Origin of the sequence: Roseibium litorale (genome assembly GCF_014842915.1) — a bacterium.
Classification (GTDB): Bacteria; Pseudomonadota; Alphaproteobacteria; order Rhizobiales; family Stappiaceae; genus Roseibium; species Roseibium litorale.
The window spans coordinates 636802-663065 of sequence record NZ_JACYXI010000001.1 but is presented as its reverse complement, the minus strand read 5'-3'; the positions used below and the strand labels follow the sequence as shown (position 1 = coordinate 663065).

Genomic DNA, 26264 nt, shown 5'->3' with positions numbered 1-26264 from the left:
CCCGGTTGACGTAGGCAAAACCAAGGGCAACAGCATGACACACTACATTGATCGCCAGACCACTCTCGCGGATCAGGTCACGCTGACGGGTATTGGTGTTCATTCTGGTAAGCCCGCTGCCATCACGCTTGTTCCGGCTGACGCCGGCACCGGTATCCTCTTCCAGCGCACGGATGTTGAAGCGGCCGCTGAAATGCCGGCGCTCTGGGACCGGGTGACGCAGACCTCTCTTCAGACCGTTCTCGGGGATCCGTTCAAAAATGGTCTTTCCACCGTCGAGCATCTGATGGCGGCGCTTCGGGGCCTTGGCGTCGACAATCTCATCGTTGAGATCGACGGCCCGGAAATGCCTATCATGGACGGCAGCAGTGCGGATTTCGTTGAAGCGATTGATCAGGTTGGCCTGAAACGCCTCGACCGTGGCCGCCGTTACCTGCGCGTGAAGAAGCCGGTCCGCGTGGACAATGGCAATTCCTGGTGCGAGCTGCTTCCTTACGAAGGCAGCCACTTCGACATCACCATCGAATTCGACACGCCGCTGATCGGCCGCCAGCGCTTTGCATCCGACATGACGCCGGACGTTTTCCGCACAGAGCTGTCCCGTGCCCGGACCTTTGGTAATGTAAGCGATGTTGAGCAGCTCTGGAAAATGGGCTTTGCGCTCGGCTCTTCCCTCGAGAACTCCGTCGCCATCAAAGACGACAAGGTTCTGAACCCGGAAGGCACTCGCTGGGCGGATGAATTCGTCCGCCACAAGGCGCTGGACGCTGTTGGTGACCTGTCGCTGGCCGGTCTGCCGATCCTCGGCCTCTACCGCTCCTACAAGGGCGGCCACAAGATGAACAACGCGATTCTGATCAAGCTGTTCTCCGACAAGAGCTCTTATGAGATCGTCGAAATGCCGGCATTTAGGGAAGTGGGCCACGCAGAAAAGGCTGGCCTTGCAATGGCAGCCTTCGGGCCGGACGTTTCCTGAGGGGTTTCGAAGCTTTTCTTGAGAGGCCGCCTTCGGGCGGCTTCGACGTTTCTGGAGCCAATTTCGAGCCGCCGCCACAAAATTGCTCAAAAAAAACGACAGATGGCCAATGAGGGGCGTGACGAAGGCGGTTCATATCCGTTAAACAGCCACGATACATCTGCCATGAACATCCGCCGGTGGCCAATTGGAGCCGAGCGGCGTGAGGAGTGCCTGGGGTGATTTTTATGAAGTCTAACGGCAAGGATTTTCGGGAAAGCCGGACCGCACTGTTGATGCGGATCGCGCTGCTGGGCCTGCCGCTCGCCCTTGGTGCTTGTGCCTCTTCGAAGGATGACGACGATCTGGCCCTGAATGATGTTCCGGCTGCAACGCTTTATGACGAGGGCCTCGCTCTTCGCTCCCAGGGCAAGCTGAGCGCCGCTTCCAAGAAGTTCGAGGAACTGGACCGCCTCTATCCCTATTCGGAATATGCGAAGAAGTCCCTCGTCAACATGGCCTATCTGAACTACAGCCGCGGCAAGTACACCGAGGCAGTCACTGCGGCTCAGCGCTTCCTGACCCTGTTCCCGGGCAATGAAGACGCGGCTTATGCGCTCTACATCATCGGCCAGAGCTACTTCAAGCAGATGCCGGACATCACCCGCGACCAGTCTATGACGGAAAAGGCGGCAGCCTCCTTCAACGAGCTGCTGCAGCGTTACCCTGATTCGGAATATGCGGAAGACGCGGAAAAGAAGCTGCGCATTGCCCACGACCAGCTCGGCGGCAAGGAAATGCAAGTTGGCCGCTTCTATCTTGAGCGCAGGAACTACGTGGCCGCCATCAACCGCTTCAAGACGGTTGTCTTGCAGTACCAGACCACGCGCCATGTCGAAGAAGCGTTGTTCCGCCTCACTGAGTCCTACTACGCGCTCGGCGTTGTAAGCGAAGCGCAGACTGCAGCTGCAGTTCTAGGCCACAACTTCCCGGATTCCGTCTGGTACAAGAATGCCTACTCGCTGCTGAGCAAGGGTGGGTATGAACCGTCCGAAGACAGTGGCAGCTGGATCAGCAAGGCATTCAAGGGTATCACAGTCTTCTGACATCGTTCGGAGCTCTGTAATCCATGCTGGTGACGCTGGCCATTCGCGACATCGTCCTGATTGACCGTCTTGATCTTGAGTTTTCTGCAGGGATGAGCGTCCTGACCGGCGAGACCGGCGCGGGCAAATCAATCCTGCTGGATTCTCTGTCGCTGGCCCTTGGCGGGCGCGGCGACGCAGATCTCGTCCGTCACGGGGAAACCCAGGGACAGGTGACTGCGGTCTTTGATGTGCCTGCGGATCACCCGGTGCGATCGCTCTTGCGCGAGAACGATGTTCCAGACGATGGCGATGTCATCCTGCGCCGGATCCAGACGGCAGATGGCCGCACGCGCGCTTTCATCAATGATCAGCCGGTCAGCGTTGGCCTGATGCGTCAGGCGGGCCTGATGCTCGTCGAAATTCACGGTCAGCACGACGACCGGGCGCTTGTTGATCCGGAATCTCACCGGGAACTGGTGGATAGCTTTGCGGGGCTTGGCAGCGAGGTTTCAGCCGTCGCGGACGCCTGGACGGCGATGCGCCAGTCTGAAAAGGCTGTGAAGGATCATCTGACCCGTATCGAGACCGCCCGCAAGGAAGCCGATTTCCTGAAGAGCGCGGTCGAGGAATTGTCCCGCCTTGCGCCCAAGCAGGGCGAAGAGGAAGCGCTGGCCGAGCGCCGGGCCTCCATGATGCAGGTGGAGAAGATCGCAGGCGATCTCAACGAAGCCTTCGACACGCTGAACGGAACGTCCTCTCCCATTCCGGAACTTGCGAGCCTGTTGCGCCGGATGGAACGCAAGGTCGAGCAGGCACCGGCCATGCTGACCGGACCGGTCGCCTCGCTCGCTTCCGCGCTGGACAGTCTCGAAGAGGCCCGCTCCGGTCTGGAGACGGCACTCCGGGAGACGGATTTCGACCCGCGTGAGCTGGAGAGCGCCGAGGAGCGGTTGTTCGCCCTCAGGGCGGCCAGCCGGAAGTTCTCCGTGCCGGTAGATGACCTGCCGGCTTTGGCCAAGAGCATGGCCGATGATCTGGCCGAGCTGGATGCGGGTGAGGACAAGCTGGCCGCTCTCGAGGCTGCCGCCATTAAGGCGCGGGAGACCTACGATGCCAAGGCCGCAAAGCTCTCAGCCAAGAGGCAGAAGGCTGCGCGCAAACTGGAAGAGGCAGTGGCCGGAGAGCTGCCTTCGCTCAAGCTGGAACGGGCCCGCTTCATCGTCGAGATGGTGAGTGATGCGGACAACCGCGCCCGCACTGGCATCGATCAGCTGGAATTCCACGTTCAGACCAACCCGGGTACCCGCCCGGGGCCAATGATGAAGGTCGCATCCGGCGGCGAGCTGTCACGGTTCCTGCTGGCCTTGAAAGTGTCCCTGGCAGACAAGGGTTCTGCGCCGACATTGGTTTTCGATGAAATCGACACCGGGGTCGGTGGTGCGGTTGCCGAGGCGATCGGCGTTCGTCTGGCCCGGCTCGCCGCCACGGTTCAGGTTCTGACGGTCACTCATGCGCCGCAGGTGGCTGCGCGGGCCGAAGGGCATTTCCTGATTTCCAAGGAAGAGGCGGATCCGAGCCGGGTTGCGACCCGTGTACGGCAGATCGAGGAAAGCCACCGGCGCGAGGAGATTGCGCGGATGCTGGCTGGCAGCGTGATCACCGAAGAAGCCCGGGCCGCGGCCGGCAAGCTGCTTCTGGAGGCTGCAAACTGAGGTGGGTGCCCTATCCCGCCGGTGTGGCATGCTATGTGACCAGCGATGCTGATGCACAAAAGAAAGCGGGCTGACCAGGGAGGTCAGCCCGCTTCGCGTCCGGGTGGGGAGGGCGCCCGGGTTTGGCCGCGTGTCTTGAAACTGTTTGGAGGGGCCGGAATTACGGCAGCTTCACATCAGGAACCTTCAGCTCGATGCTGACTTCTTTTTCCTGATGGAAATAGCCGTTGTAATAGAGGACCCCGCCGCCGATCATGGCTGCAACCAGAATGCCTGCGATGAACCAGCCTGCGCTGGAACCACCGCGCGGGGGCGTCACGTATGTATTACGGTCCTGATAGGCCATGATGTATCTCCTTGTCATTACCGGTGTTAAGTGCCGGTTTGTGCAGGGGTAACTCTTGAGGGGCCGGAATGGTTCCGTTATCGAGAGAAGAAAAATGCTCAGGGATGTTTGCCTAGGGTGTGGACCCATAAATTTGAAGGTAATGGCGCGTCAACTGGCACTGAAAGGCAAGGCGAGAGGCGAAAAGCGGGCTTTATGCCCGGTTGAGACGCTCAACGCCGCATTTCACAGCCAGTTGCGCGTCCGGCAAGGATTTGGCGAATTCGTCCGGCTACAGCGTTGCAAGACTTTGAAAGCCATAAGGCTTCCTGAAGTCTTGCGCCTTGTATCCAAACAAATTCGCTCAAACCATTGCCTTCAAATTTATGAGTCCACACCCTAGACTGGCGGGCGTTCCGTTTTGCTTGATTGCTTGCCCGGATATGCTTCTGATGACCGAAACGTCCCCCACCCGCATTGCTGTCGAAGATCTGACGCTGGAGGAGGCTCAGGCCGAACTGGCGCGGCTTGCGGAAGAGATTGCCGGTCACGACAAGCGCTACTATGGCCAGGATGCGCCGAGTGTTTCCGATGCGGAATATGATGCCTTGCGCCAGCGCAACGCGGCGATCGAGGCGCGTTATCCGGAGCTGGTTCGGGAGGATAGTCCTTCTGCCCGTGTCGGTGTGGAGCCTTCCGAAGGCTTCGGCAAGGTCACGCACAAGGTGCCCATGCTGTCCCTGGACAATGCGTTCGATGATGACGATGTGCGCGACTTTGTTGCCCGTGTGCGCCGGTTCCTGAAGTTCGATCCGCTGATGGGAGCGCTGGCGGTGACGGCAGAGCCGAAGATCGACGGCCTTTCCCTTGCGCTGCGCTATGAGGGCGGAAAGCTGGTCAGCGCTGCTACCCGGGGCGACGGAGCCGTCGGTGAAAACGTGACTGCCAACGCCCGGACCATAGCCGATATTCCCCAGAGCCTTCCGGCAGGCGTGCCGGATGTGGTGGAAGTGCGCGGCGAAGTCTACATGTCCCATGCGGATTTTCAGGCGCTCAATGCCCGCATGGCCGGGAACGGCGGCAAGACCTTTGCCAATCCGCGCAATGCAGCTGCCGGGTCGCTCCGTCAGTTGAACCCGGACATCACGGCCTCGCGCCCCTTGCGTTTCTTTGCCTACGCCTGGGGGGAGATCAGCGAAATGCCGGCCGATACCCAGATGGGTATGGTCGAGGCGTTTGGCCGCTGGGGCTTTGCCGTCAATCCGCGCATGAAACGCTGTGAGAGCGTTGAGGACTTGATCAGCGTCTATCATGGCATCGAGGAAGAGCGGGCAACCCTCGGCTATGACATCGACGGTGTGGTTTACAAGGTTGACCGGCTGGATCTGCAGCAGCGGCTCGGCTTTGTCTCAAGGTCGCCCCGCTGGGCGATTGCGCATAAATTTCCTGCAGAGCAAGCCTTCACCATTCTCCGGGACATCGAGATCCAGGTGGGCCGGACGGGCGCGCTGACCCCGGTGGCCAAGCTGGAACCGGTCACGGTCGGCGGTGTCGTCGTTTCCAACGCGACGCTGCACAACGAGGATTACATCAAGGGCATCGGCCAGGACGGTGAGCCGATCCGCGGCGGCAAGGACATCCGCGTTGGTGATACGGTCCGCATCCAGCGGGCAGGGGATGTGATCCCGCAGATCGTCGACGTGGATCTGGACAAGCGTCCGGCGGGTTCGGAAGCCTTTGTCTTCCCCGTGACTTGCCCTGCCTGCGGCAGCCATGCGGTCCGTGAGGAAAATGCCAAGACCGGCCGGATGGATGCGGTTCGGCGCTGCACCGGCGGGCTAGTCTGCCCGGCGCAGGCAACCGAAAAGCTGAAGCATTTCGTCTCCCGCAATGCTTTCGACATCGAAGGCTTTGGGGACAAGCAGGTGGATGCCTTCTTTGCTGAAGGGCTGGTCAAGACACCAGCGGAGATTTTCACTCTGGAAGAGCGGGACCGTCAGGCGCTGACCAAGCTGCGCAACCGGGATGGCTGGGGCGCGGTCTCCGCCAAGAACCTCTTCGAGGCCATCAGCGCACGAAAGATTATCGATCTGCACCGTTTCATCTTCGCTCTCGGCATCCGCCATGTGGGTGAAGGCAATGCCAAGCTTCTGGCCCGCGCCTATGGCTCCTGGGGCGCTTTTGCCGCTGCCATGGAGGCGGCAGGTGACCACAGCAGCGAAGCCTGGGCAGAGTTGAACGACATTGATGGCATTGGTGCAATCGTTGCCGAGGCCGTCACCGAGTTCTTCGCTGAGGAGCATAACCGGGAGCAGCTTACAGCGCTTCTGGAGCATGTGACGCCCAAGGACGCCGAGAAAATCGACGCGGGCGGCAGCCCGGTTGCAGGCAAGACAGTCGTGTTCACCGGCTCCCTGGAGCGCATGACCCGTGACGAGGCCAAGGCCATGGCCGAACGGTTCGGCGCCAAGGTTGCAGGTTCCGTTTCCAAGAAGACCGATCTGGTGGTGGCAGGCCCCGGCGCGGGCTCAAAGCTGAAAAAGGCGGAAGAGCACGGCGTCGAAGTGATCACGGAAGACCAGTGGTTCGATCTGGTCGGGGCGTGAGCTCCGGCCTTTCCTTTGTGCTGGACTGCGGCTGAGTGTCTCTTCTTTGGTCTTCCCTATGGTAAAGGAAGTCGCCGGGCTGCGTCTGGTCAATTAATTGTATTTTGAGAACGCAATCCTTCTGGTTGTGTTTTGGCTGCCTCTTGGCTTAGTCTTTTCTCGTGTTCCTGCTTCTTTCGTGAGGTGCAGGGAACGTTAGGGGAGGCATTGATGATCAAGACTATTTCGCGCAGACGGTTTCTTCATGGTTTTGCGGCTCTTACCGGCGGGTTCGCAGCTCCCTCTCTTCTCACAGGCTTGAAGCCTGCCCGTGCGGGATACCAGACCACCCGGCCTGACCTGCCGCCTGATTTTGGGAAAGGCAAGACGGTCGCCATTCTGGGCGCCGGCGTTGCAGGCCTGACGACGGCGTATGTTCTGGCCAATGCCGGGTTCAAGGTCGCGGTTTTCGAGGCTGATAACCGTTTCGGCGGGCGAAGCCTGACGGCCCGCCCATCGGATGAGCGCTACAAGGATTGGTGGTTCGCCAAATACAATCCAGACCGGCTCTTCCCCGAAATGTACGCCGACCGCTATCAGGAGCGGCCCGAAAGCCCTTCGCCTGACGAGCAGGTCTGCCTCTTCATGGATGATGTCTGGAAGGACAGGGGCTATGAGGGCAATCCGGTCGAGCTGTTCCTGAATGCCGGGCCGGGCCGGATTCCGTCCAACCACTTCAACCTGATTGCTCTGTGCCAGGAAATCGGTGTGGCGCTGGAGCCCTATTTCTTCCAGTCCATGTCCAACGTGATGCAGAGCGCCAAGTTCAACGGCGGCCAGCCCATCCCAATGGGTCAGGTGACCTACAGCCTCTTTGCCGAAATGGCGGATATGATCGCCAAGGTGAACCTGGAAGCCTGCAAGCTGAAGGGAAATACGGCTGTTCAGATCGCGGAGCTGTCCCAGCTGTTCGGTGATCTCGCCCGTAAGGATGCCGGTGATCCCTGCAACCTTGTGATCAATGATGAATCGACCCGTGTCGGCTTCACGCATTTCCCGGGCGGCTGGCGCGATGCCGGCACGGTGCGCGAGCGGGTGCCGCTTCAGTCGATCTTCGATTCCGGTTTCATCGGCAATCCGGAAGAAAATCCGGAACTGTCGCCGGGCTCCTTCCTGTTCAACAGCTATAATCTGGATTGGCAGCCTGCCTTGATGCAGCCGGTCGGTGGCATGGACCGGATCTGGCAGCAGCTGCTCTTGCAAAAGGTGCAGGACACAGCGCCAATGTTTGAGCATCTGCCGGTGGGCGTGCGCGGGACCCGGGTCGGGGATCTGGTTTATCTCAACACCCATGCGGCCCGGATTGTTGCCAATGAAGGTGGCGTGACCGTGGAGCTGGAGGGGGGCAATCAAAGCGCCTCCTGGTCCGGCGCGCCTGTTGCCTTTGACTTCTGCGTATCCACCATGGCGCCGTCCCTGCTCAATGGCATCCTGGACCGGACGAACATGCCGGGAGAATTTCTGGCAGGTCTGGAGGCTTTCAGCGTCACCGGGGAATGGAACAAGTTTGCACCCAGCGGCAAGACCGATCCGACACCGGATCTGTGGACCCCTGCGATCAAGGTTGGCTGGCAAGGCAAGAACCGGTTCTGGGAAACCGATGACGAGATCTATGGCGGCATTTCCTGGACCGACGATATCATCAGCCAGATCTGGTACCCATCTGAGGATTTCACCGCTCATACCGGCGTTCTGACCGGCGCCTATAACCGGGGCGGCGGCGCGGTGGAATTTGCCGCCCTTGACCAGCAGACCCGTATCTCTGATGGCATCAACGGCCTTGGTCTCCTGCACCCCGGCCATGAGGCAGATATCTATGTCGACCGCGGAATGACCATCGCCTGGCAATATATGCCCAACCAGGTCGGCGGCTGGGCCTCGGATACGGCAACGACCAATCCTGCTGTCTATGAGCAGATCACCACCTTCTCGCCAAAGGTTCCTTTCTTCTGTGCGGGTGACACCTGGAGCTATTGGCCCGGCTGGCAGGAAGGCTCTGTCGCCTCCGCCTATTGCGCCATCTCCGCCATCGCCCTGATACTGGACCCGGGCAACCAGGGCTACGCGGACAAGGCCTGCCATATGAGCCGGTCTTAAGTGTCCTCATAACTTCAGCGAGGCCGGTGGCTACTGGATCCCGGTCTTGCCGCTTTGCGGCAAACCGGGATGACGGCAAAGAGCGTGGCTGGGAAGAGAGATGCGGTCTGAAAGTGCCTGCTACGTCTATATTCTCGCCGGCCAAACCGGTGGAACGCTTTACGTTGGCGTTACGAATAATCTTCCAAGGCGGATGTTTGAGCATCAGTCCGGGACAGGAAGCGTCTTCACCGCAAAATATGATGTTCATTCGCGGGTGTTCTTCGAGGCGTATGCAGATCCTGAACAGGCGATCCGCCGGGAAAAGCAGATCAAGCGATGGAGACGGGCCTGGAAAGTCCGTCTGATCGAGGAAAACAATCCCAACTGGACCGATCTTTCCAAAGGACTTTTCTGAAAACGGAAAACCTCACACTGTCATCCCGGCTTGGTGCGAAAGCGCCAAGACCGGGATCCAGTAGCCCCTGAGCAGTTTGCTTAAGCAATACCTGTGCTTGGTGGTATGGCTTGAACCTCGACACACAAAGAGGGCTCTGGCGGTCACCTCTCCCCTTGTCCCCGTATTATCTGCCCGGTCCGCCTCGCATCGGCCGCTTTTGTTGCTATATTGTTCCTGTTTGAATTGTTGAGAATCGCACGGCAGGAACCATGGCTGACCCGAACGGGTATCACGACGATATTGGCGACACCTTTGTGGACGGCTTTGATGATGACGGGTTTCCGGGCGACCGGGCGCCCCGTCAGCCAGCCGCCGCACCGGTGCTCGTTCCGCCCGCTGGCGGCGGTATCGCCGCGCGTGCCATGGCGGCCCGCCGGTCCAACGCGCCCGATTATCTGGAAGGCCTGAACCCGGAACAGCGCAAGGCGGTGGAGACCATCGAAGGTCCCGTTCTCGTTCTGGCCGGTGCTGGAACCGGAAAAACCCGCGTTCTGACCACCCGCATAGCGCATATCCTGGCAACTGGATCAGCCTATCCGTCCCAGATCCTGGCTGTGACCTTTACCAACAAGGCCGCACGGGAGATGAAGGAACGCATTGCGCATTTCATCGGCGGCAATGTGGAGGGTATGGCCTGGCTTGGCACGTTCCACTCCATCTGCGTAAAAATCCTGCGCCGGCATGCGGAGCTGGTGGGCCTGAAGTCCAGCTTCTCCATTATCGACACGGACGACCAGCTGCGGCTGATCAAGCAGATCATTCAGGCCGAAGGCATCGATGATAAACGCTGGACCCCCAAGGCCTTTGCCGCCCTTCTGGATGGCTGGAAGAACCGGGCGCTGACGCCCAAGGAAATCTCCGAGGGCGAATCCCGAGCCTTTGCCGGAGGTCTGGGCCGCAAGCTCTATGAGGAATATCAGGACCGCCTGTCGATCCTGAATGCCTGCGACTTCGGTGACCTGCTGTTGCATGTCATCACCCTGTTCAAGACCAATCCGGATGTCCTGAAGGACTATCAGCGCAAGTTCCGTTTCATGCTGGTGGACGAGTATCAGGACACCAACATTGCCCAGTATCTGTGGCTGCGGCTTCTGGCGCAGGGCAATCCGAATGTCTGTTGTGTAGGCGACGATGATCAATCGATCTACGGCTGGCGCGGTGCAGAGGTCGACAACATCCTGCGCTTCGAGCATGACTTCCGCGGCGCTGTCGTCATTCGTCTTGAGCGGAATTACCGTTCTACGAGCCATATTCTGGCCTCCGCATCTCATCTGATCGCCCATAACGAAGGGCGTCTGGGCAAAACGCTGTTCACTGATTTCGAAGATCCGGAAGACGAGAAGGTGGCCGTCGCCTCCTGCTGGGATTCGGAGGAAGAGGCTCGCTCCATCGGGGACGAGATCGAGGCCCTGCAGCGCCATGGACACAAGCTGAATGACATTGCCATTCTGGTGCGCGCCTCCTTCCAGATGCGCGAGTTCGAGGACCGGTTCGTGACCTTGGGCCTGAACTACAGGGTTATCGGCGGTCCGCGCTTTTATGAGCGCATGGAAATCCGCGATGCCATGGCCTATTTCCGCTGCGTGGTGCAGCCTGCTGATGACCTTGCCTTTGAGCGGATCGTCAATACGCCCAAGCGCGGGCTGGGCGATGCGACCTTGAAGCTGGTGCATGAGCTGGCGCGGGCGGAGCGGATCCCGCTCATTCAGGCCGCGAACCAGCTGTGCCAGACGGAGGAGCTGAAGCCGAAGGCGAGAAGCGCGCTCAAAAGCGTTCTGGATCATTTCGAGCGCTGGCGCCGGGATCTGGAGCATACCAAGCATACGGAAATGGCCGAGATCATCCTGGATGAGAGCGGCTACACCGAAATGTGGCGCAAAGACCGGTCCGCGGAAGCGCCGGGCCGTCTGGACAACCTCAAGGAACTGATCCGCTCCATGGATCAGTTCGAATCCATGGCCGGTTTCCTGGAGCATGTCTCCCTGGTGATGGACCGGGACAGCAACGACATCAATGACGCCGTGTCGATCATGACCCTGCACTCAGCCAAGGGACTGGAGTTCGACACGGTCTTCCTGCCAGGCTGGGAAGAAGGGTTGTTTCCCCATCAACGCGCTTTGGACGAGAGCGGCCGGGCCGGTCTCGAAGAAGAACGCCGCCTTGCCTATGTGGGCGTGACCCGGGCCAAGAAGCGCGCCAAGATCTGGTTTGCCTCCAACCGGCGCATTCACGGCTCCTGGCAATCCACCATTCCTTCACGTTTTCTGGATGAGCTGCCCATCGAGCATGTAGAGATCGTCGAGCAAGCGTCCAACTATGGCGGTTACGGCGGTGGCGGATATGGCCGGGGCGGCTATGGCGCATCCCGGTTTGACCGCAGCGAACCGTTCCAGAACAGCAGCTATTCCACACCGGGCTGGCAGCGGGCGCAGAAGGCAAAGGCGGCTCATGAGGCGATCACTGGCCGCAGCAGTGACTTCCGCTCTGCCGGAACCCGCCGCCAGGGGCCGATGACCATCGAGGGCGAGCTGGTGGCTAAGTCCGTCAGCGACATGCCGTCGGCCTATTCGGTTGGGGAGCGGGTGTTCCACATCAAGTTCGGCTATGGAGCGATTGTTGCCATTGAGGGCAACAAGCTGACCATTGATTTTGAAAAAACTGGACAGAAAAAGGTCATCGATAGTTTCGTTGAGAAACATTGATGTCAGCGCGCCGGAAGTGAACCTGTCCGGGCTTTGAAGCGTAAGCAGAAAAACGCTTCAAAGGACCGGTTATGAACCCCGACGAGCCACCGGAAGATTTCCGGCATCTGCTTCTTGTGCTTGGCGATCAGCTCAGCCCCGGCTTGGATATCTTCAAGGATGGGGATCCCGAACGGGACCTCGTCCTGTTGGCTGAGATTGCAGAAGAAGCGAGCTATGTCCGTCACCACAAGAAAAAGATCGCCTTTGTCTTTTCCGCGATGCGCCATTTTGCGCAGGAGCTGCGGGAGAGCGGCTGGCGGGTTCACTATATCCGGCTGGACAGCGAGAAGCCCTGCGCTTCACTGAAGGAGGCAGTTGCCCGGACCTTGGCAGGGGCAAAGGCCGAGGCGGTCAGGGTAACCGAGCCAGGCGAATTCAGACTTCTTGATGAGATGCGAGGCTGGCAAAGCGATCTTGAGGTGCAGGTCGATTTGCTGCCAGACAGCCGGTTTTTGTGCGCGCTTCCCGATTTCAGGAAATGGGCAGAAGGGCGCAAGCGCTTTCTGATGGAGGACTTCTACCGCCACATGCGGCAGAAAACCGGCCTTCTGATGGAGGAAGGAAATCCCGCGGGCGGCAAGTGGAATTTTGACAAGGAAAACCGGAGCCCCGCGCCCTCCGGTCTTGTCTGCCCCGAACCTATTCGTCACCGGCCTGATGAAATAACTCAAGACGTTCTGGAGCTGGTTAGCGAGCGCTTTGCAGATCACTTCGGTGCCCTGGAACCCTTCTGGTTTGCGGTCACGCGGGAAGAGGCGGAGGCGGTCTTCGAGAGCTTTCTGGAAAACGGTCTGGCGGATTTCGGCACCTATCAGGATGCCATGCTCAAGAGCGAGCGGTTCCTCTACCATTCCCTGATCTCGATGTATCTGAATGCCGGCCTGCTTGACGCTTGGGATATCTGTGTGCGGGTCGAGAAAGTATGGCGATCCGGAGCGGTTCCGTTGAATTGTGCGGAGGGTTTTATCCGGCAGATCCTGGGCTGGCGCGAATATGTGCGCGGCATTTACTGGCTCAAAATGCCCGAATACAGAGACGAAAATTTCTTCGGCGCAAAAAGAGACCTGCCGGAATTCTACTGGACCGGCGAGACTGACATGGCCTGCCTTAAGGCTGTGATCGAACAGACGCTGGATGAGGCCTATGCCCATCACATTCAACGGCTCATGGTCACCGGAAATTTTGCGCTGCTGATCGGGGCGGATCCGGTTCAGGTGCATGAATGGTATTTGAGTGTTTATGCGGATGCCTATGAATGGGTGGAGCTGCCAAACACGCTGGGCATGAGCCTCCATGCGGATGGTGGTTTCCTGGGATCAAAGCCATATGCGGCCAGCGGCAACTACATCGGCAAGATGTCGGACTACTGCTCGGATTGTGCCTATGATGTGAAGAAGAAGACGGGCGAGGGCGCCTGCCCGTTCAATGCGCTCTACTGGGATTTTCTTCACCGGAACCGCCCAAAGCTCAAGGATAATCACCGCCTGAGAACCATCTACAGCAGCTGGGACAGGATGAGCGAAGACAAGCGGATCGCATATCTGAAGAGCGCAGGCGGCTTTCTGTCCAACCTTCCGGGGGCCTGGCAAGGCTGAAGTTTCCTTGCGGTGAAACGCAAAAGACCGGCAGCGGGAAGCTGCCGGTCTTGATTTCTCGACCCGAAATAGATCAGAAAAGTTAGGCTGTGTAGTCGACCAGAAATGAGCTGGAGGTCGATGTGGTGGAGCCGCTGGCCGAATAGCCGGAGGTCTGGGAGCTGGAGAGCTGTGCCAGAAGCTTCTGAACGAGATCTTCGCTTTCATCGTCTTTGGAAGACGCGCTCATGTCACCGGAAGGAGGAGGTCCCATCGGGCCTTCGCCAGGTGGCGGGGGCGGAGGGCCCATTTCTCCACTTTCGAACATGGCTGACAATTCATCGGCCTGGTCCTGGGTCAATGTGCCTTCTTCGACCTGCTCGGACAGGAGGCTTTCCAGCTTGGACTGCATTTCTTCCTTGCTGGGAGGTTCAGTTGAGCCTGCTGCCTCAGGCGCCATGTCATCATGAATGGCTTCCAGGGCCGAAAGCATCGCATCCATGTCGTCGGAGGTGATGTCGCCGGCGCTGACCTGTTCGCTTAGCTTGCTCTGAATTGATTTCTGCGGAGGCGGTGGCGATAACGCCGTGCTGATGGATGTCATGATCCAATCCTTTCCCAAAGTAATTCCCGCAATTTTGACACTCTGTTACTTTGGGTTAATAATCTGTTAATGACTTGTTTCTGTATGATTTCGGTTAATTTCTGAAATATGTTATAGAAACAAATGGAAACAATTTGATGCAAAAAAGATGATGCAAAGGAAAAGGATTGCTGCATATTGGCGGCATGATGCGTACTGAACATATTCTTGTCGTCGAGGACGACCTTGAAATCGGGGCTCTGATCGAGCGTCACCTGACCTCAAACGGCTGGAAGGTAAGTCTTGCGAAAGACGCGGCCGAGATGGACTGGGTCTTGTCTGGCGCCCGGATCGACCTCATGGTTCTTGACCTGATGCTTCCCGGCGAGGACGGTCTCAGCATTTGCAGACGTGTACGGGCAACAAGCACACTGCCGATCATCATTGTCTCGGCCAAGGCCGACGATTTTGATCGGGTCGTCGGGCTTGAGGTGGGGGCGGACGACTATCTGCCGAAGCCGTTCAATCCACGCGAGTTGACCGCACGTATCCGTGCCATGTTCCGCCGCGTGGATATGGGGGCGAATACGCCCGCGGTCACCGGGCGCAAGTTGTCTTTTGAGGGCTGGGCCATGGACTGCGCGCTCCGGCAGCTGACCAATCCAAGCGGATCGGTGATCAGCCTGACCCCTGCCGAGTTTGATCTGCTTCAAGTGCTTTGCGAGCGTCATGGCCGCGTTCTTGGGCGCGATCAACTGACCGATTTGACCCATGGTTCGAATGGCAATAGCTCTGGCGGGCGGAATATCGACATTCTCGTCAGCCGTGTTCGCAGCAAGATGGAAGCTGGCGGCGCGCCTTACCAGTTCATCAGGACGGTCCGGTCCGGTGGATACGAGTTCATCGCAGAGGTGACAACCAGTTGACGAGACTGATCTCCCGGCTCTGGCCGGAAAGCATTGCTGCCCAATTGCTTTTGGTCATGCTCACGTCCCTCGGGATGCTCGTCATGCTGTTTTTTGCTGCTTTCCGGATTTTGCAGCCTGGCCCTCCGGGAGAGGATGCCTTTGCCTATGGGATAAAGGCCGCGGTGCTTGTTGCGCAAATGAATGAAACGGATTCAGAACTCAGGCAGGCGCTTGTTGCAGACTTTGCCAGCCGCAATCCGGATATTCATCTGCGTCTGATGCCTGCCGGCAGCTATGTTCTCAAATCACGTGATGACGGCAGCCCGCGGGTTCCTTTCTGGATGCCCTTCCGTTTTTCTGACTTCGGTCAAGGCCTCAAGGCCTTGGGGCTTGGTCCGGTTGAACTGGATGAGGACGGTGAAGAGCGGTCCAATCTGGTTTTCGAACTGGCGGATGGCCAGCAAGTCTTTGCCCGTATGCCTCCGCGCAGGGAGCCTCCTGTTTGGGGCAATCCCTTGTTGCAGTTGATCTTTTTTCTTGTTCTCAGCCTTGTTATGCTGCTGATTTGGGGCACCCGAATGCTGGTGCTGCCACTGTCCCAGCTTGCGTCCGGCGTAGGGAGCTTTGGCAAGACTTCGATGCAGGCCGTTCCGATCGCGGAACATGGCCCGCTGGAAGTGCGCAAGGCGGCCCACGCTTTTAACCGGATGCAGAGCCGGATTCAGGACCTGGTCGAGCGGCGTACCCGCATGCTCGCGGCCATCAGCCATGATCTCAGGACGCCGTTGACACGGCTGCGGCTCAGAACCGAACTGATGCCAGATGGAGACATAAAGCAGCGCAATCTGGCTGATCTTGCCATCATGGAAGGCCAGCTCGACGGGGCGTTGACCTATTTGAGTGACGGCCGCACGGGGGAACTGTCCGTCAAGATCGACGTTGCCAGCTTCCTTCAAGGTATTCGTGATCAATATGAGGACGTGGGGGCGGAACTGGCGATTGAGTGTGAGGTCGGCCTGTCCGTTTTGGGCCGCTTCAGCGAGCTGACCCGTGCAATGACGAACCTGATCGACAATGCCCGCCGCTATGACGACCGGATTCGTCTGATCAGTTCCAGCGTCGATGACAGGGTGGTTATCGAGGTTGAGGATCATGGCCCCGGTATTCCCCTGCAGGAACGGGAGAGGATGCTCATGCCGTTTGAACGCGGGGATGACGCCCGGATGCTCGGAACCGATTCCAGTTTCGGTTTTGGTCTGGGGCTGGCCACGGCCTGTGCCATTGTGGAGGCTCATGACGGCAAGCTGGTCCTGAATGATACGGAAGGCGGCGGGCTCACGGTCCGCATTGAGCTCGCTAAGGCATAAATAGCTCCTCGGGACTGGCTGTTTTCCCCAGCTCCGGCTATACGGTCGCCAGACCTATTTCAGAGGACCCTATGCAGACCGTCCGAGTGCGTATCACCGCCGCAGAACTTGAAGCCAAACGCATCGCCGACGTGCTGGAGCGCGCGTTCGAGGATGATGGCTATCCCGTCACGATCTTTGAATCCTCCGCTGACGGCAAGACCTGGACAGCAGAAGTGCTGATGTTTGGCCTGGAGCCGGAAGAAGCGGCTGATCTTGTGAAGGATAAGGTCGGTTCCGATGGTTTTGCCGCGCCAGTCCATGCCGAAATCCTGCCCGATGAGAACTGGGTCGCCAAGAGCCTGGAAGGCCTAGCACCCGTGAAGGCCGGACGGTTTGTCGTCCATGGAGCTCACGACCGGGGCAAGGTTGCCGCTGGGTACCTGGGGCTCGAGATCGAGGCAGCCCTTGCTTTCGGCACCGGGCACCATGGCACGACAGCCGGATGTCTTGAGGAAATCAGCCGTCTGATGTCCCGCCGGCAGTATCTGAGAGTTCTGGATCTGGGGACCGGCACTGGTGTTCTGGCGATTGCGATTGCGCGCCTCACGCGCCAGTTCGTGCTGGCGACGGATATCGATCCTGTCGCGACCCAGACGGCAGCCGAGAACGCAAGGCTCAACGGTGTTGGACCGCTGGTCAGCACCTTTACCGCAAATGGCATGGACGACCGCCGTTTCGGCGAATTCGGCCCGTTCGATCTGGTGGTCGCCAATATTCTCGCCCGGCCTCTGATGAAGATGGCCAAGAGCATTTCCGCCCAGATGACGCCGGTTTCCACTCTGGTTCTCTCAGGTCTGCGGGTGGAAGATGGTCCGCGGATCCTGTTTGCCTACCGGGCGCAGGGGTTCCATCTTGTCAAACGCGGCGAAAAGGACGGTTGGCTGACCCTCACATTGACGCGTGGTCAGCAGAACGCCTGACGGGCGTCCTCGACCTCACAGCCCTCTTTCAGGGCCTGTAGAAGACAAAAAAAGAGCGCGGAGGGCGTTACCCTTCGCGCTTCTTTTGCGTTTGCTGTGCAGCAGATTCTCAGAGGATCATGCCGACAGAGCCTTCACGTTCCAGTTCGGCGCGGTTGAAGCCATGAGCGGCCAGCGTCGCGTCGTCGAGGGACAGAAGGTAGCCGTTTACGTAGCGGCGGGCCTGCTTTTCGCGGGCTTCAACCATGCGGCTCAGAGCGCGGCGCACGAAGCTGCCGGAAGCGCGGTTGGTCACGCCGAAGGATGCAGTTGCAGTAGCCATGGTCGTTCTCCATGTTCGGTGATGGGCGGCCTGCTTGGGAGGAGCGGTGCCTGTTTCTTGACTGAGTTCAATATGGAGGCAATCGGGCTGTTCAGGTAGAGCGCATCTTGCATGACAGGCCTGCGGATTTTGCATGTGCGAATATCATGTTGCGTTGCGGGATCGTCTTGAAACTATGGGAGACAAGTGTCCCCCAATGTTTTCCAGCTTGATTGGCAACTGGAGCGGGCATAGCTTCATCGCATGTTCCAGTCCTTTGAAGATCACACCGATCCTTCTGTTGGGGCGCCGCGGGCGGCGCTCTTGCGGTCCGAACTCAAGCGTCTTTCGCTTGATGGCTTCCTTATTCCGCGGGCGGACGCCCATCAGGGCGAATACGTCCCGCCTTGCGATTGCCGGCTTCAGTGGCTGACGGGATTTACCGGTTCGGCGGGCATGGCAGCTGTTCTCGGTGGCGAGGCGGCGATCTTCGTCGACGGGCGCTACACGATCCAGGTGGCTGACCAGGTAGACCTAAAGGTCTTTCCCGCGCAGCATCTCATCAACGAGCCGGTGACAGACTGGCTTTCCTCCCGCCTGCGCAAGGGGCAGAGGCTCGGCATCGATGCGATGCTGCATACGGTGCGCGAAGTGCGGCGTCTGCGTGAGATCAGTGCTGCCGCCGGCGCGGAACTGGTTCTGCTGGAAGACAATCCAATTGATGCGGTCTGGGAAGGCCGCCCCGAGGCTCCCGTTGGAGCGGTGAAACTTCATCCAGTGGCATATGCAGGGGCGGAAGCTGCTGAGAAGATCGCCAGGATTCAGGCCGATGTGGCAGCCAAGGGCGCCGACGCCTGCGTGCTGACCCAGCCAGACTCCATTGCGTGGCTGTTCAATATCCGCGGTTCCGACGTGTCGCACACGCCGCTACCCCTGTCTTTTGCTCTTTTGCCAGGCACGGGTAAACCAACCTTGTTCATCGACGGGCGCAAACTGTCGAACTCTGTCCGCGAGGCGCTCAGCAACCTAGCCGAGATCAGCGAACCGTCCGGCTTCCGTCCGGCGCTGGAGACCCTTGGCGCCGAGGGCCGGGCTGTCATGCTTGACCCAGGCCTTGCGGGGGAAGGAATTGCCCTGGCTGTGACCGGCAAGGGGGGGCGGGTGATTGAGGCCACCGACCCCGTGCTTCTGCCCAAGTCCGTCAAGAACGCGGCAGAAATCGCTGGCAGCAAGGCCGCGCATGTGCGCGATGGCGCGGCGTTTGTCCGCTTTCTGGCCTGGTTTGACGATATCGCTCCATCCGGGGAGCTGGATGAAATCGGCGCGGCGGAAAAGCTGGAGCATTTCCGCGCCGACACGGGCGTGCTTAAGGACATTTCCTTCGATACGATCTCCGGTGCGGGCAAGAATGGCGCGATCTGTCATTACCGGGTCAGCCGTGAGACCAACCTGATGATCCCGTTGGGGCGGCCGTTCCTGATCGACAGCGGCGCCCAGTATGAGGACGGAACCACGGACATTACCCGTACCATGGCGGTGGGGGCTTGCTCTGCGGAAATGAAGCGGCATTTCACTCTTGTTTTGAAGGGGCATATCGCCATTTCCTCCGCCCGCTTCCCGGCGGGCACCACGGGTGCTCAGCTCGACACGCTTGCCCGGATCGAGCTGTGGAAGGCGGGGCTCGATTTCGACCATGGCACGGGGCATGGCGTCGGCTCCTATCTGTCAGTGCATGAAGGGCCGCAGCGCATCGCCAAGACCGGCGTTGTGCCTCTTCAGCCCGGCATGATCCTCTCCAATGAGCCGGGGTACTATCCGGAAGGCCAGTATGGCATCCGGCTGGAAAACCTGGAGCTTGTAACAGAGGCTGCGGATATCAAGGGCGGTGAGCGTCCGATGCTTGGGTTTGAAACCCTGACGCTTGCGCCCTTCGACCGGCGTCTGGTCGATCCGGCACTCATGACTGCTAGTGAACTGGCCTGGTTGAATGCCTATCATCGCAAGGTGCTTGAGACACTCGCGCCGCTTCTCGACGACAAGTCGCTGAGCTGGCTTGAGGAATCGACGGCCCCTCTGTAAAAGAGGAGTGTTTCGGTGAGGATTTGGCATGCGCGCGATTGACATTCTGAAGGCTCCGCTCTGGGCGGCTTCCCTTGCAAGTGGGGCAAAGTCCTTCAAGGACAATCCGTTGATCGGCAGCAAATGGCTCAACGAGCGGGGGCTGCACGAAAAGCGTCTGCTGACCGCCGAGCGCATGTCGGATTTCCGCCGCAGCCTTATGCGGCGGCTGGTCTCCAAGGAACATGCGGAAGCCTATCGGCGCGATGGCTATGTCATCGTGCGCGATGTGCTGCCGCCCGAGGCTTTTGAACGTCTGAAGCACGAAGTCATCGACAACGCCTTTGCTGCGCAGGAAATGCTCCAGGGCAACGCGGTCACCCGGTTCACGCCGATCACCCGCAAGATGATCCGGGAGCTGCCGGAATTCGGCGCACTGGTCACCGGTCCGCTGTTCCAGGGCCTGCTGCGCTATGTCGGGTCGTGGAATGCGGATCCGATTACCTTCATTCACACGGTCTTTGCCGAGCCGGATCGGGGGCCACGCGACCCACAGACAGTTTTCCATTCCGACACGTTCCAGCCGACATCCAAGTGCTGGTATTTCCTTTCGGACGTTGCGGAAGATGGAGGACCTTTCACCTATGTGCCTGGATCGCACCGCATGACGCCGGAGCGTCTTGCCTGGGAGCGTGAGCAGGCCCTCAGCGCCTCCAGCGGCGCGCGCAGCATGCATTCCCTTGGGTCGTTCCGGATCACTGATGAGGAGCTTGCAACCCTGGGCTACCGGGCACCGGTCAAAGTGGCGGTTCCAGCCAACACGCTGGTCGTTGCCGACACCCACGGGTTCCATGCCCGCGGTCTGAGCTTGCGGCCCACGGTCCGCCTCGGTATTTATGGTTCCCTGCGCCGCAACCCCTTCGCGCCGCTGCCCGGTCTCGATGTCTTCAACATCCCTGGCCTGCGCTGGCGCCAGGCAGAAATTCACGATGCCATCAACAACTGGAAGATGCGCACGGGGCGCCCCACCGGCCAGCCGGGCGTGGGCGAAGTGAAACTGCTCGATCCGCCACGCACCTGGAACAGGTGAGCCTTTTCAACAGGCCTACCTGTGGGCCTCTTCGCTTTCCTCAATCAAGGCCTTGTTGAAATGACCCAGCGCCCGCACGTGCCGGGCAAGGCCAATCACCACATCCGGCGTTGCAGGGGCGACAACGGGCAGAACGCTCGCGCCGCTTTCATCGAAACTTCTCAGCGCCTTGGTCAGCGTGTCTGTCGTCTGCAGGACAGATGATCCATTGGCATGGGCGGAAAGCTCTGAGGACATGTCCTCAGGCAGTGGTTCCATGAAATCCGTGACCTTGGCCCGGTCGCGGAAATAAGTGTGGCTGCCGCTGCCAAGGCTGAGGCCGCGCATTTCCAGCTGCCAGACAAAGAAGGATTTGCCGTGGATCGCCTGTGTCAGGCCGGTCGCGATTGAGACGGTAAGAAGCAGGGCTATGGAGAGCGCATAGCCGCCGGTCAGCTCGAACACGATCATGGTTGTGGACACCGGGGCTCCCAGAACAGCTGCAGCGACGGCCCCCATGCCGAGAATGGAATAGAGCCCCTCGCTGGAAGCAAGTTCGGGAAAGACGGAGGCTGCGATCAAGCCGAACGCGCCCCCCGTCATGGCGCCAAGATAGAGCGACGGAGAAAAGATGCCGCCGCCAAAGCGGGATGCCAGGGTGATTGCCGTGGCGGCTGTCTTCACCACCAGCAAGGTCAGCATCAGGCCCAGGGGCAGGTTGTTTTTCAAGGCGTCATCGGTGGTCTCATAGCCAACGCCCAGGATCTCCGGATAGGCGAGGGCGATGGCTCCCACCGCCGCGCCGCCCGCCATGGGTCTTGCCCAGGTGGGCATATAAATGTGGCGGGCGACCCAGTCTGTCCCGATCAGGGCGAATTGAAACAGGATTGCCACCAGTGCGCAGGTCAGTCCCAGAAGAGCAAAGGCAGGCAGTTCCAGATAGGAGGTGATCTGGTGGCCCGGAATCACAAAGGCGGCGACATCTCCGAACCAAAGCCGCGTGATCAGCGTTCCGACGACCGCGGATACGGCTATGGGGCCGATGGCCGAGAGGGCGTAGTGCCCCAGAATGACCTCGTGAGCGAACAGAACGCCTGCGATCGGCGCGTTGAAAGACGCAGAAACAGCGCTTGCCACGCCGCAGGCCAGCAGCAGGCGCCGGGCGGATTGAGGCAGGCTGAAGGCGCGGCAAAGCGCAGTGCCGATCGTTGCGCCCAGATGCACGACCGGGCCTTCACGGCCGGCACTTGCTCCCGCCCCAAGCGACAGCATCGTGATGAGCGCCGAGGTGATGCCGGACCAGAACGGCAGGCCTTCACCGCCCTTGGCTCTGGCTTCTATGACATCGGCAACCGAGCAGGTCCGTTGCATGGGTTGAACGAATTGAAGCAGCAGGCCCACCGCCAGCCCGCCAGCGCAAGGCGCCAAAAGAACCCATATCCAGGGAACCGACTCAACGGCGGTTACAACCGTCTCCGAGCGGGTGCCCGTCCAGAGCAGCTGGACCAGCCCGATGCCTTCGCGGAAGAGAATGGCAGCAAGCGCCACAAAGGCTCCGATGAAGGGGGCCAGCCCCCAAACAACTGGGTGCTTCAAGGCTGAAAAGTTGCGCAGGTTTGCTGCCGAGGTTGCCAACGTGATCCGGCTTGCAGCTCGCAGCGGGCCGGCCAGCCGCTGCCCGATTGTTTTCCTCTCCGCCATGATCCCGGCTGCAGCCCTCCCGAACGGTCTCTTTGTCAAGAATCCGCGTGAAAAGAGCCACCTGCAAGTCCCTTCGCTCCGCTTTTGGTTGCAGGACAAAAAAAAGCTCTGAAAATCCCTTGATTTTCAGAGTTACAAGAGTCAGGACGAGGCCACACCGTCCGACTTGCTTTTTGACGTGCCTGGCAACGGCCCTGCGCGCCAGAGGCAGTTTTCTGCGGCAGTTTTGGCTGCCGCCTCACCTGACCCATGAAAGCTGGGCTAAAATGTCATCGACAGAACCAGCGGCTGCCAAAGCCGCAAACTATGATAGTCAGCTGCCGGAAGGCCGTGTCTTCTCTGTTCCAACCATGTGTCTGATCGCGTTCCTGATCGGGCTGGTTGCTTCCTTCGGGGCCGTGGTTTTCCGCTATCTGATCTCCTTCGTTCACAATCTTTTCTACTACGGAACGCTTTCGTTCGAATATGACGCAAATCAATTCGGCGATCCGAGCCCGTTCGGCATCTTCATCATTCTGGCGCCTGTGATCGGAGGTCTGATCGTGGTCTTCCTGGTGAAGACGTTCGCACCGGAAGCCAAGGGGCACGGTGTTCCTGAGGTGATGTTCGCCATCTATCACAAGAACGGCGATGTGCGCGGCATTGTTGCTATCGTGAAATCCCTGGCATCGGCGATTTCCATCGGCAGTGGCGCTTCGGTGGGCCGTGAAGGTCCGATCATTCAGATCGGTGCCTCCTTTGGCTCCTCCATGGCCAGAATGCTCAATCTGGTGCGCTGGCAGAAGATCACCCTTCTGTCGGCTGGCGCCGGCGCTGGTATCGCTGCGACCTTCAACACGCCTCTCGGTGGTGTGCTTTTCGCCGTTGAGATGCTGCTTCCTGAGGTCAGCAACCGCACCTTCCTGCCGGTTGTTGTGGCCACAGCAACAGCCACTTACGCGGGCCGGATCGCCTTCGGTCTTGACCCGGCGTTTCTGGTGCCGCTCGCAGGCGTCAATGTGCATGAAGCCATTGACCCGGTCCAACTCGTGTTCTTCGCCATTCTCGGTGTGCTTGCCGGTGTCGCCTCCTGGGCTTTTATCCGCACGCTCGCCAAATGCGAAGACATTTTCCCGGCCCTTCCGGGGAACGAATACACCCAGAACATCCTTGGCATGCTGATCATCGGTACGCTGAGCTATATTTTCTTCGTGACCACCGGCCATTATCACACTGCTGGTGTGGGCTATGCCACCATTCAGGACATTCTGAACGGAACACCTTACACGGTGATCCTGCTCGGCTGTCTTCTGGTTGCGAAGGTCTTTGCGACTTCTATCAGCCTTGGAGCGGGCGCTTCGGGTGGGGTGTTCTCTCCGTCGCTCTTCATTGGCGCAACGCTCGGCGGTCTTGTTGGGCTGGTTGGCTCCTACCTGTTCCCCGAGCACGGCTTCACGGCAGCTGAATTTGCTCTTGTGGGCATGGGAGCACTGGTCGGCGGCGCCACGGGGGCATCGATGACGGCAATCGTCATGATCTTCGAGATGACCCGGGATTACAACGTTATAGTGCCGCTGGTGCTCGCCGTTGCCGTTGCTGTCGGTGTCCGCCGCTGGCTGGTCCAGGACAACATCTACACGATCAAGCTGCGCAATCGCGGCAAGCCGATCCCGACGAACCGCCACACCAACATGTATCTGGTGCGTCCCGCTGCCGAACTGATGGCAACGAACTTCAAGATTCTGCCGATGGATATGCGGGTGCAGGATGCTCTTGAGGTGGTGGCCAAAGAAGGCATCGAGCATGTCATCGCTTCTGATGGCTCGCGCATTGCCGGGTTCGTGCGCTTCGGCACCGTGCCTTATGCAGCTGACCGGATTTCAAGCCAGACCTTGAAGGATCTCGTGAGCACGGACTATGTGATTTCACCCAAAAACTCGATCCTGAACACGATCATCACCCGCATGAACCAGCGCGGCCGCAGCTATGCGATCATTCTGGATGGCGGTTCCGGGGTGCCCCGGGTCGAGGACGTGGTTGGCATCATTGACCGCACGGAAATTGCCGATGCGGTGATCGCGAACCACTACGCCTGATCTGCTTCGGCAAGCTCTGCTTGCCACAACGAAAAGCCGTTCCGGGAAACGGGGGCGGCTTTTTGCGTTCTGCATCAAGCCTTGCTGGTGCAGTGCAGGTGTATTCTCTCAGAAGAAGTCTTTGGCGGACAAGGTAACTTTGCTAGGGTGCGGCAAAATTTGTCCTGTTCCTGATCCAGGGGGCAGGCACCGTGGAGGAGTAGAACGAATGTCACTGGCGGCCATGCAAGTACCCGTTTCCCGCAATCAGGATGCCGTTTCGGCTGTTGTCGACATCCTGAGTGGCCGTTTTGGTGACAGATGCTCCACCTCCGGTGCCGTTCGCCAGCAGCACGGCCACACGACCACCTGGCTGCCAAATCAGGCTCCCGATGCCGTGGTGTTTGCAGAGACCACCGAAGAAGCGGCTGATGTTGTCCGGCTTTGTCATGAGCATGGCGTGCCGGTGATCCCCTTTGGCACCGGGTCTTCGCTGGAAGGTCACGTGAATGCGCCCGGTGGCGGTATTTCGCTTGATCTTTCCCGCATGAACCAGATCCTCGCTGTCAATGCGGAGGACCTTGATTGCCGGGTTCAGGCCGGTGTCACCCGCAAGCAGCTGAATGCCTTTCTCCGGGATACGGGCCTGTTCTTCCCGATCGATCCGGGTGCAGACGCAAGCCTGGGCGGTATGGCGGCGACGCGCGCTTCGGGGACGAATGCGGTGCGTTATGGCACCATGAAGGATGTAGTGCTCGGTCTGACCGTCATCACTGCAAGCGGCGAGATCATCAAGACTGGAGGACGGGCCAAGAAATCGTCTGCCGGCTATGATCTGACACGTCTCTTCGTGGGCTCTGAAGGAACGCTCGGTGTGATCACCGAGCTGACGCTCCGGCTCTTCGGTCAGCCTGAAGCGATATCCGGCGGGGTCTGCCCGTTCCCGGATATCGAATCCGCCTGCAATGCGGTGATCATGACGATTCAGTGCGGGCTTCCTGTCGCCCGTATCGAACTTCTGGACGAAATGCAGGTCAAAGCCTGCAACAGCTATTCAAAGCTGAGCCTGGAAGAAACGCCAACTTTGTTCCTTGAGTTCCATGGCACCGAAGCGGGTGTGAAGGAACAGGCCGAGCTGTTCGAAGCGATTGCCGGGGATTGCGGCGGCGGGACTTTCCAATGGACGGCCCAGGCCGAAGAGCGCACACAGCTTTGGACCGCACGCCACGATGCCTACTGGTCTTCCTTCGTTTTGCGTCCCGGCGCAAAAGGCGTGTCGACGGATACATGTGTGCCCATCTCCCGTCTGGCGGAATGCGTTATGGCGACGAAGCAGGATCTTCAGGAGAACAATCTGCTCGGTACCATCGTGGGACATGTCGGCGACGGCAATTTCCACGTGCTGGTTCTTGTTGATGAGGACAACCCCGACGAGATTGCGGCTACCGAAGCCTTCGTCGAACGGCTCAATTGGCGGGCCATTGACATGGGGGGAACCTGCACCGGTGAACATGGGGTCGGGCAGGGCAAGATGAAGTATCTGAAGCGCGAGCATGGAGCCGCGCTCGACACAATGCGGGCTATAAAGGCAGCGCTTGATCCGAAGAACATCATGAACCCTGGCAAGGTGCTCCCGCCAGCATGAGCCGGATATGGCCCGCAGGCGGGGCATGTCATGATAT

Annotated in this window: 19 protein-coding genes; 15 read left to right on the top strand and 4 right to left on the bottom strand. The window is 59.4% G+C overall.

The annotated features are described in order from the left end of the window. Positions 1–34 precede the first annotated feature (34 nt). The 3 genes from lpxC (at position 35) to recN (ending at position 3755) form a co-directional block, all read left to right on the top strand. Positions 35–976 (top strand): UDP-3-O-acyl-N-acetylglucosamine deacetylase, encoded by a 942-nt coding sequence (lpxC, locus tag IG616_RS03330; RefSeq protein ID WP_192146348.1) that lies wholly within the window; start codon positions 35–37, stop codon positions 974–976. Between the two features lie 227 nt (positions 977–1203). Next, complete coding sequence (locus IG616_RS03325; RefSeq protein WP_209007274.1) at positions 1204–2061, top strand: outer membrane protein assembly factor BamD; 858 nt, start codon at positions 1204–1206, stop codon at positions 2059–2061. A gap of 23 nt (positions 2062–2084) precedes the next feature. Beyond that, positions 2085–3755 (top strand): DNA repair protein RecN, encoded by a 1671-nt coding sequence (gene recN, locus IG616_RS03320; protein WP_192146345.1) that lies wholly within the window; start codon positions 2085–2087, stop codon positions 3753–3755. Between the two features lie 160 nt (positions 3756–3915). On the opposite strand, the gene IG616_RS03315 is transcribed toward recN, so the two are convergent. Beyond that, complete coding sequence (locus tag IG616_RS03315; RefSeq protein ID WP_192146343.1) at positions 3916–4101, bottom strand: hypothetical protein; 186 nt, start codon at positions 4099–4101, stop codon at positions 3916–3918. Positions 4102–4532: 431 nt separating this feature from the next. Here IG616_RS03315 and ligA point away from each other — a divergent pair, with 431 nt between their 5' ends. From ligA to IG616_RS03290, 5 genes are all read left to right on the top strand, one after another. Further along, positions 4533–6686: an NAD-dependent DNA ligase LigA gene (gene ligA, locus IG616_RS03310; RefSeq protein ID WP_192146341.1), complete on the top strand. Its 2154-nt coding sequence runs from the start codon at positions 4533–4535 to the stop codon at positions 6684–6686. 210 nt (positions 6687–6896) lie between these two features. Continuing rightward, positions 6897–8822, top strand: a complete 1926-nt coding sequence (locus IG616_RS03305) for a flavin monoamine oxidase family protein (protein ID WP_192146339.1) — start codon at positions 6897–6899, stop codon at positions 8820–8822. Between the two features lie 100 nt (positions 8823–8922). Beyond that, positions 8923–9219, top strand: coding sequence for a GIY-YIG nuclease family protein (locus tag IG616_RS03300; RefSeq protein WP_192146337.1), 297 nt, complete (start codon positions 8923–8925; stop codon positions 9217–9219). A 251-nt stretch (positions 9220–9470) separates the two neighbouring features. Further along, positions 9471–11963, top strand: a complete 2493-nt coding sequence (locus tag IG616_RS03295) for an ATP-dependent helicase (RefSeq protein WP_192146335.1) — start codon at positions 9471–9473, stop codon at positions 11961–11963. Positions 11964–12034: 71 nt separating this feature from the next. Further along, entirely contained in the window at positions 12035–13600 is a 1566-nt protein-coding gene (locus IG616_RS03290; protein WP_192146333.1) for a cryptochrome/photolyase family protein, read from the top strand. 82 nt (positions 13601–13682) lie between these two features. Here IG616_RS03290 and IG616_RS03285 read toward each other — a convergent pair whose 3' ends face one another. Continuing rightward, positions 13683–14183, bottom strand: a complete 501-nt coding sequence (locus IG616_RS03285) for a hypothetical protein (RefSeq protein WP_192146331.1) — start codon at positions 14181–14183, stop codon at positions 13683–13685. Between the two features lie 185 nt (positions 14184–14368). On the opposite strand from IG616_RS03285, the gene IG616_RS03280 reads away from it, so the two are divergent. From IG616_RS03280 to IG616_RS03270, 3 genes are all read left to right on the top strand, one after another. Continuing rightward, positions 14369–15088 (top strand): response regulator, encoded by a 720-nt coding sequence (locus IG616_RS03280; protein WP_192146329.1) that lies wholly within the window; start codon positions 14369–14371, stop codon positions 15086–15088. Then, positions 15085–16437: an ATP-binding protein gene (locus IG616_RS03275; RefSeq protein ID WP_192146327.1), complete on the top strand. Its 1353-nt coding sequence runs from the start codon at positions 15085–15087 to the stop codon at positions 16435–16437. The genes IG616_RS03280 and IG616_RS03275 overlap by 4 nt, the downstream gene beginning before the upstream one ends. 71 nt (positions 16438–16508) lie before the next feature. After that, complete coding sequence (locus IG616_RS03270) at positions 16509–17399, top strand: 50S ribosomal protein L11 methyltransferase (protein ID WP_192146325.1); 891 nt, start codon at positions 16509–16511, stop codon at positions 17397–17399. 109 nt (positions 17400–17508) lie between these two features. On the opposite strand, the gene IG616_RS03265 is transcribed toward IG616_RS03270, so the two are convergent. After that, the gene (locus IG616_RS03265; protein ID WP_192146323.1) at positions 17509–17721 is read right to left on the bottom strand and encodes a hypothetical protein; all 213 of its coding nucleotides are present in this window, start codon (positions 17719–17721) and stop codon (positions 17509–17511) included. 243 nt (positions 17722–17964) lie between these two features. Here IG616_RS03265 and IG616_RS03260 point away from each other — a divergent pair, with 243 nt between their 5' ends. Both IG616_RS03260 and IG616_RS03255 read left to right on the top strand, forming a co-directional pair. Next, positions 17965–19779, top strand: coding sequence for an aminopeptidase P family protein (locus tag IG616_RS03260; protein WP_192146321.1), 1815 nt, complete (start codon positions 17965–17967; stop codon positions 19777–19779). Between the two features lie 28 nt (positions 19780–19807). Further along, a complete protein-coding gene (locus IG616_RS03255; protein ID WP_192146319.1) occupies positions 19808–20848 on the top strand; it encodes a phytanoyl-CoA dioxygenase family protein in 1041 nt (346 codons plus the stop codon). A 15-nt stretch (positions 20849–20863) separates the two neighbouring features. Here the strand turns inward: IG616_RS03255 and IG616_RS03250 are convergent, their stop codons facing one another. Beyond that, positions 20864–22528 carry a chloride channel protein gene (locus IG616_RS03250; protein ID WP_192146317.1) on the bottom strand — a complete coding sequence of 555 codons (1665 nt, stop codon included), beginning with the start codon at positions 22526–22528 and terminating at the stop codon, positions 20864–20866. A 266-nt stretch (positions 22529–22794) separates the two neighbouring features. Between IG616_RS03250 and IG616_RS03245 the strand changes: the two genes are divergently transcribed. Together IG616_RS03245 and IG616_RS03240 are read left to right on the top strand one after the other, a co-directional pair. Next, positions 22795–24603 (top strand): chloride channel protein, encoded by a 1809-nt coding sequence (locus IG616_RS03245; RefSeq protein ID WP_192146315.1) that lies wholly within the window; start codon positions 22795–22797, stop codon positions 24601–24603. Positions 24604–24811: 208 nt separating this feature from the next. After that, the gene (locus IG616_RS03240) at positions 24812–26227 is read left to right on the top strand and encodes an FAD-binding oxidoreductase (RefSeq protein ID WP_192146313.1); all 1416 of its coding nucleotides are present in this window, start codon (positions 24812–24814) and stop codon (positions 26225–26227) included. The last annotated feature ends 37 nt before the right edge of the window (positions 26228–26264 follow it).

Excerpts from the sequence above, each read along its gene's own strand:
- lpxC (WP_192146348.1), top strand. The coding sequence starts at position 35 with ATGACACACTACATTGATCGCCAGACCACTCTCGCGGATCAGGTCACG.
- IG616_RS03325 (WP_209007274.1), top strand. The coding sequence starts at position 1,204 with ATGAAGTCTAACGGCAAGGATTTTCGGGAAAGCCGGACCGCACTGTTG.
- recN (WP_192146345.1), top strand. The coding sequence starts at position 2,085 with ATGCTGGTGACGCTGGCCATTCGCGACATCGTCCTGATTGACCGTCTT.
- IG616_RS03315 (WP_192146343.1), bottom strand. The coding sequence starts at position 4,101 with ATGGCCTATCAGGACCGTAATACATACGTGACGCCCCCGCGCGGTGGT.
- ligA (WP_192146341.1), top strand. The coding sequence starts at position 4,533 with ATGACCGAAACGTCCCCCACCCGCATTGCTGTCGAAGATCTGACGCTG.
- IG616_RS03305 (WP_192146339.1), top strand. The coding sequence starts at position 6,897 with ATGATCAAGACTATTTCGCGCAGACGGTTTCTTCATGGTTTTGCGGCT.
- IG616_RS03300 (WP_192146337.1), top strand. The coding sequence starts at position 8,923 with ATGCGGTCTGAAAGTGCCTGCTACGTCTATATTCTCGCCGGCCAAACC.
- IG616_RS03295 (WP_192146335.1), top strand. The coding sequence starts at position 9,471 with ATGGCTGACCCGAACGGGTATCACGACGATATTGGCGACACCTTTGTG.
- IG616_RS03290 (WP_192146333.1), top strand. The coding sequence starts at position 12,035 with ATGAACCCCGACGAGCCACCGGAAGATTTCCGGCATCTGCTTCTTGTG.
- IG616_RS03285 (WP_192146331.1), bottom strand. The coding sequence starts at position 14,183 with ATGACATCCATCAGCACGGCGTTATCGCCACCGCCTCCGCAGAAATCA.
- IG616_RS03280 (WP_192146329.1), top strand. The coding sequence starts at position 14,369 with ATGATGCGTACTGAACATATTCTTGTCGTCGAGGACGACCTTGAAATC.
- IG616_RS03270 (WP_192146325.1), top strand. The coding sequence starts at position 16,509 with ATGCAGACCGTCCGAGTGCGTATCACCGCCGCAGAACTTGAAGCCAAA.
- IG616_RS03265 (WP_192146323.1), bottom strand. The coding sequence starts at position 17,721 with ATGGCTACTGCAACTGCATCCTTCGGCGTGACCAACCGCGCTTCCGGC.
- IG616_RS03260 (WP_192146321.1), top strand. The coding sequence starts at position 17,965 with ATGTTCCAGTCCTTTGAAGATCACACCGATCCTTCTGTTGGGGCGCCG.
- IG616_RS03255 (WP_192146319.1), top strand. The coding sequence starts at position 19,808 with ATGCGCGCGATTGACATTCTGAAGGCTCCGCTCTGGGCGGCTTCCCTT.
- IG616_RS03250 (WP_192146317.1), bottom strand. The coding sequence starts at position 22,528 with ATGGCGGAGAGGAAAACAATCGGGCAGCGGCTGGCCGGCCCGCTGCGA.
- IG616_RS03245 (WP_192146315.1), top strand. The coding sequence starts at position 22,795 with ATGTCATCGACAGAACCAGCGGCTGCCAAAGCCGCAAACTATGATAGT.
- IG616_RS03240 (WP_192146313.1), top strand. The coding sequence starts at position 24,812 with ATGTCACTGGCGGCCATGCAAGTACCCGTTTCCCGCAATCAGGATGCC.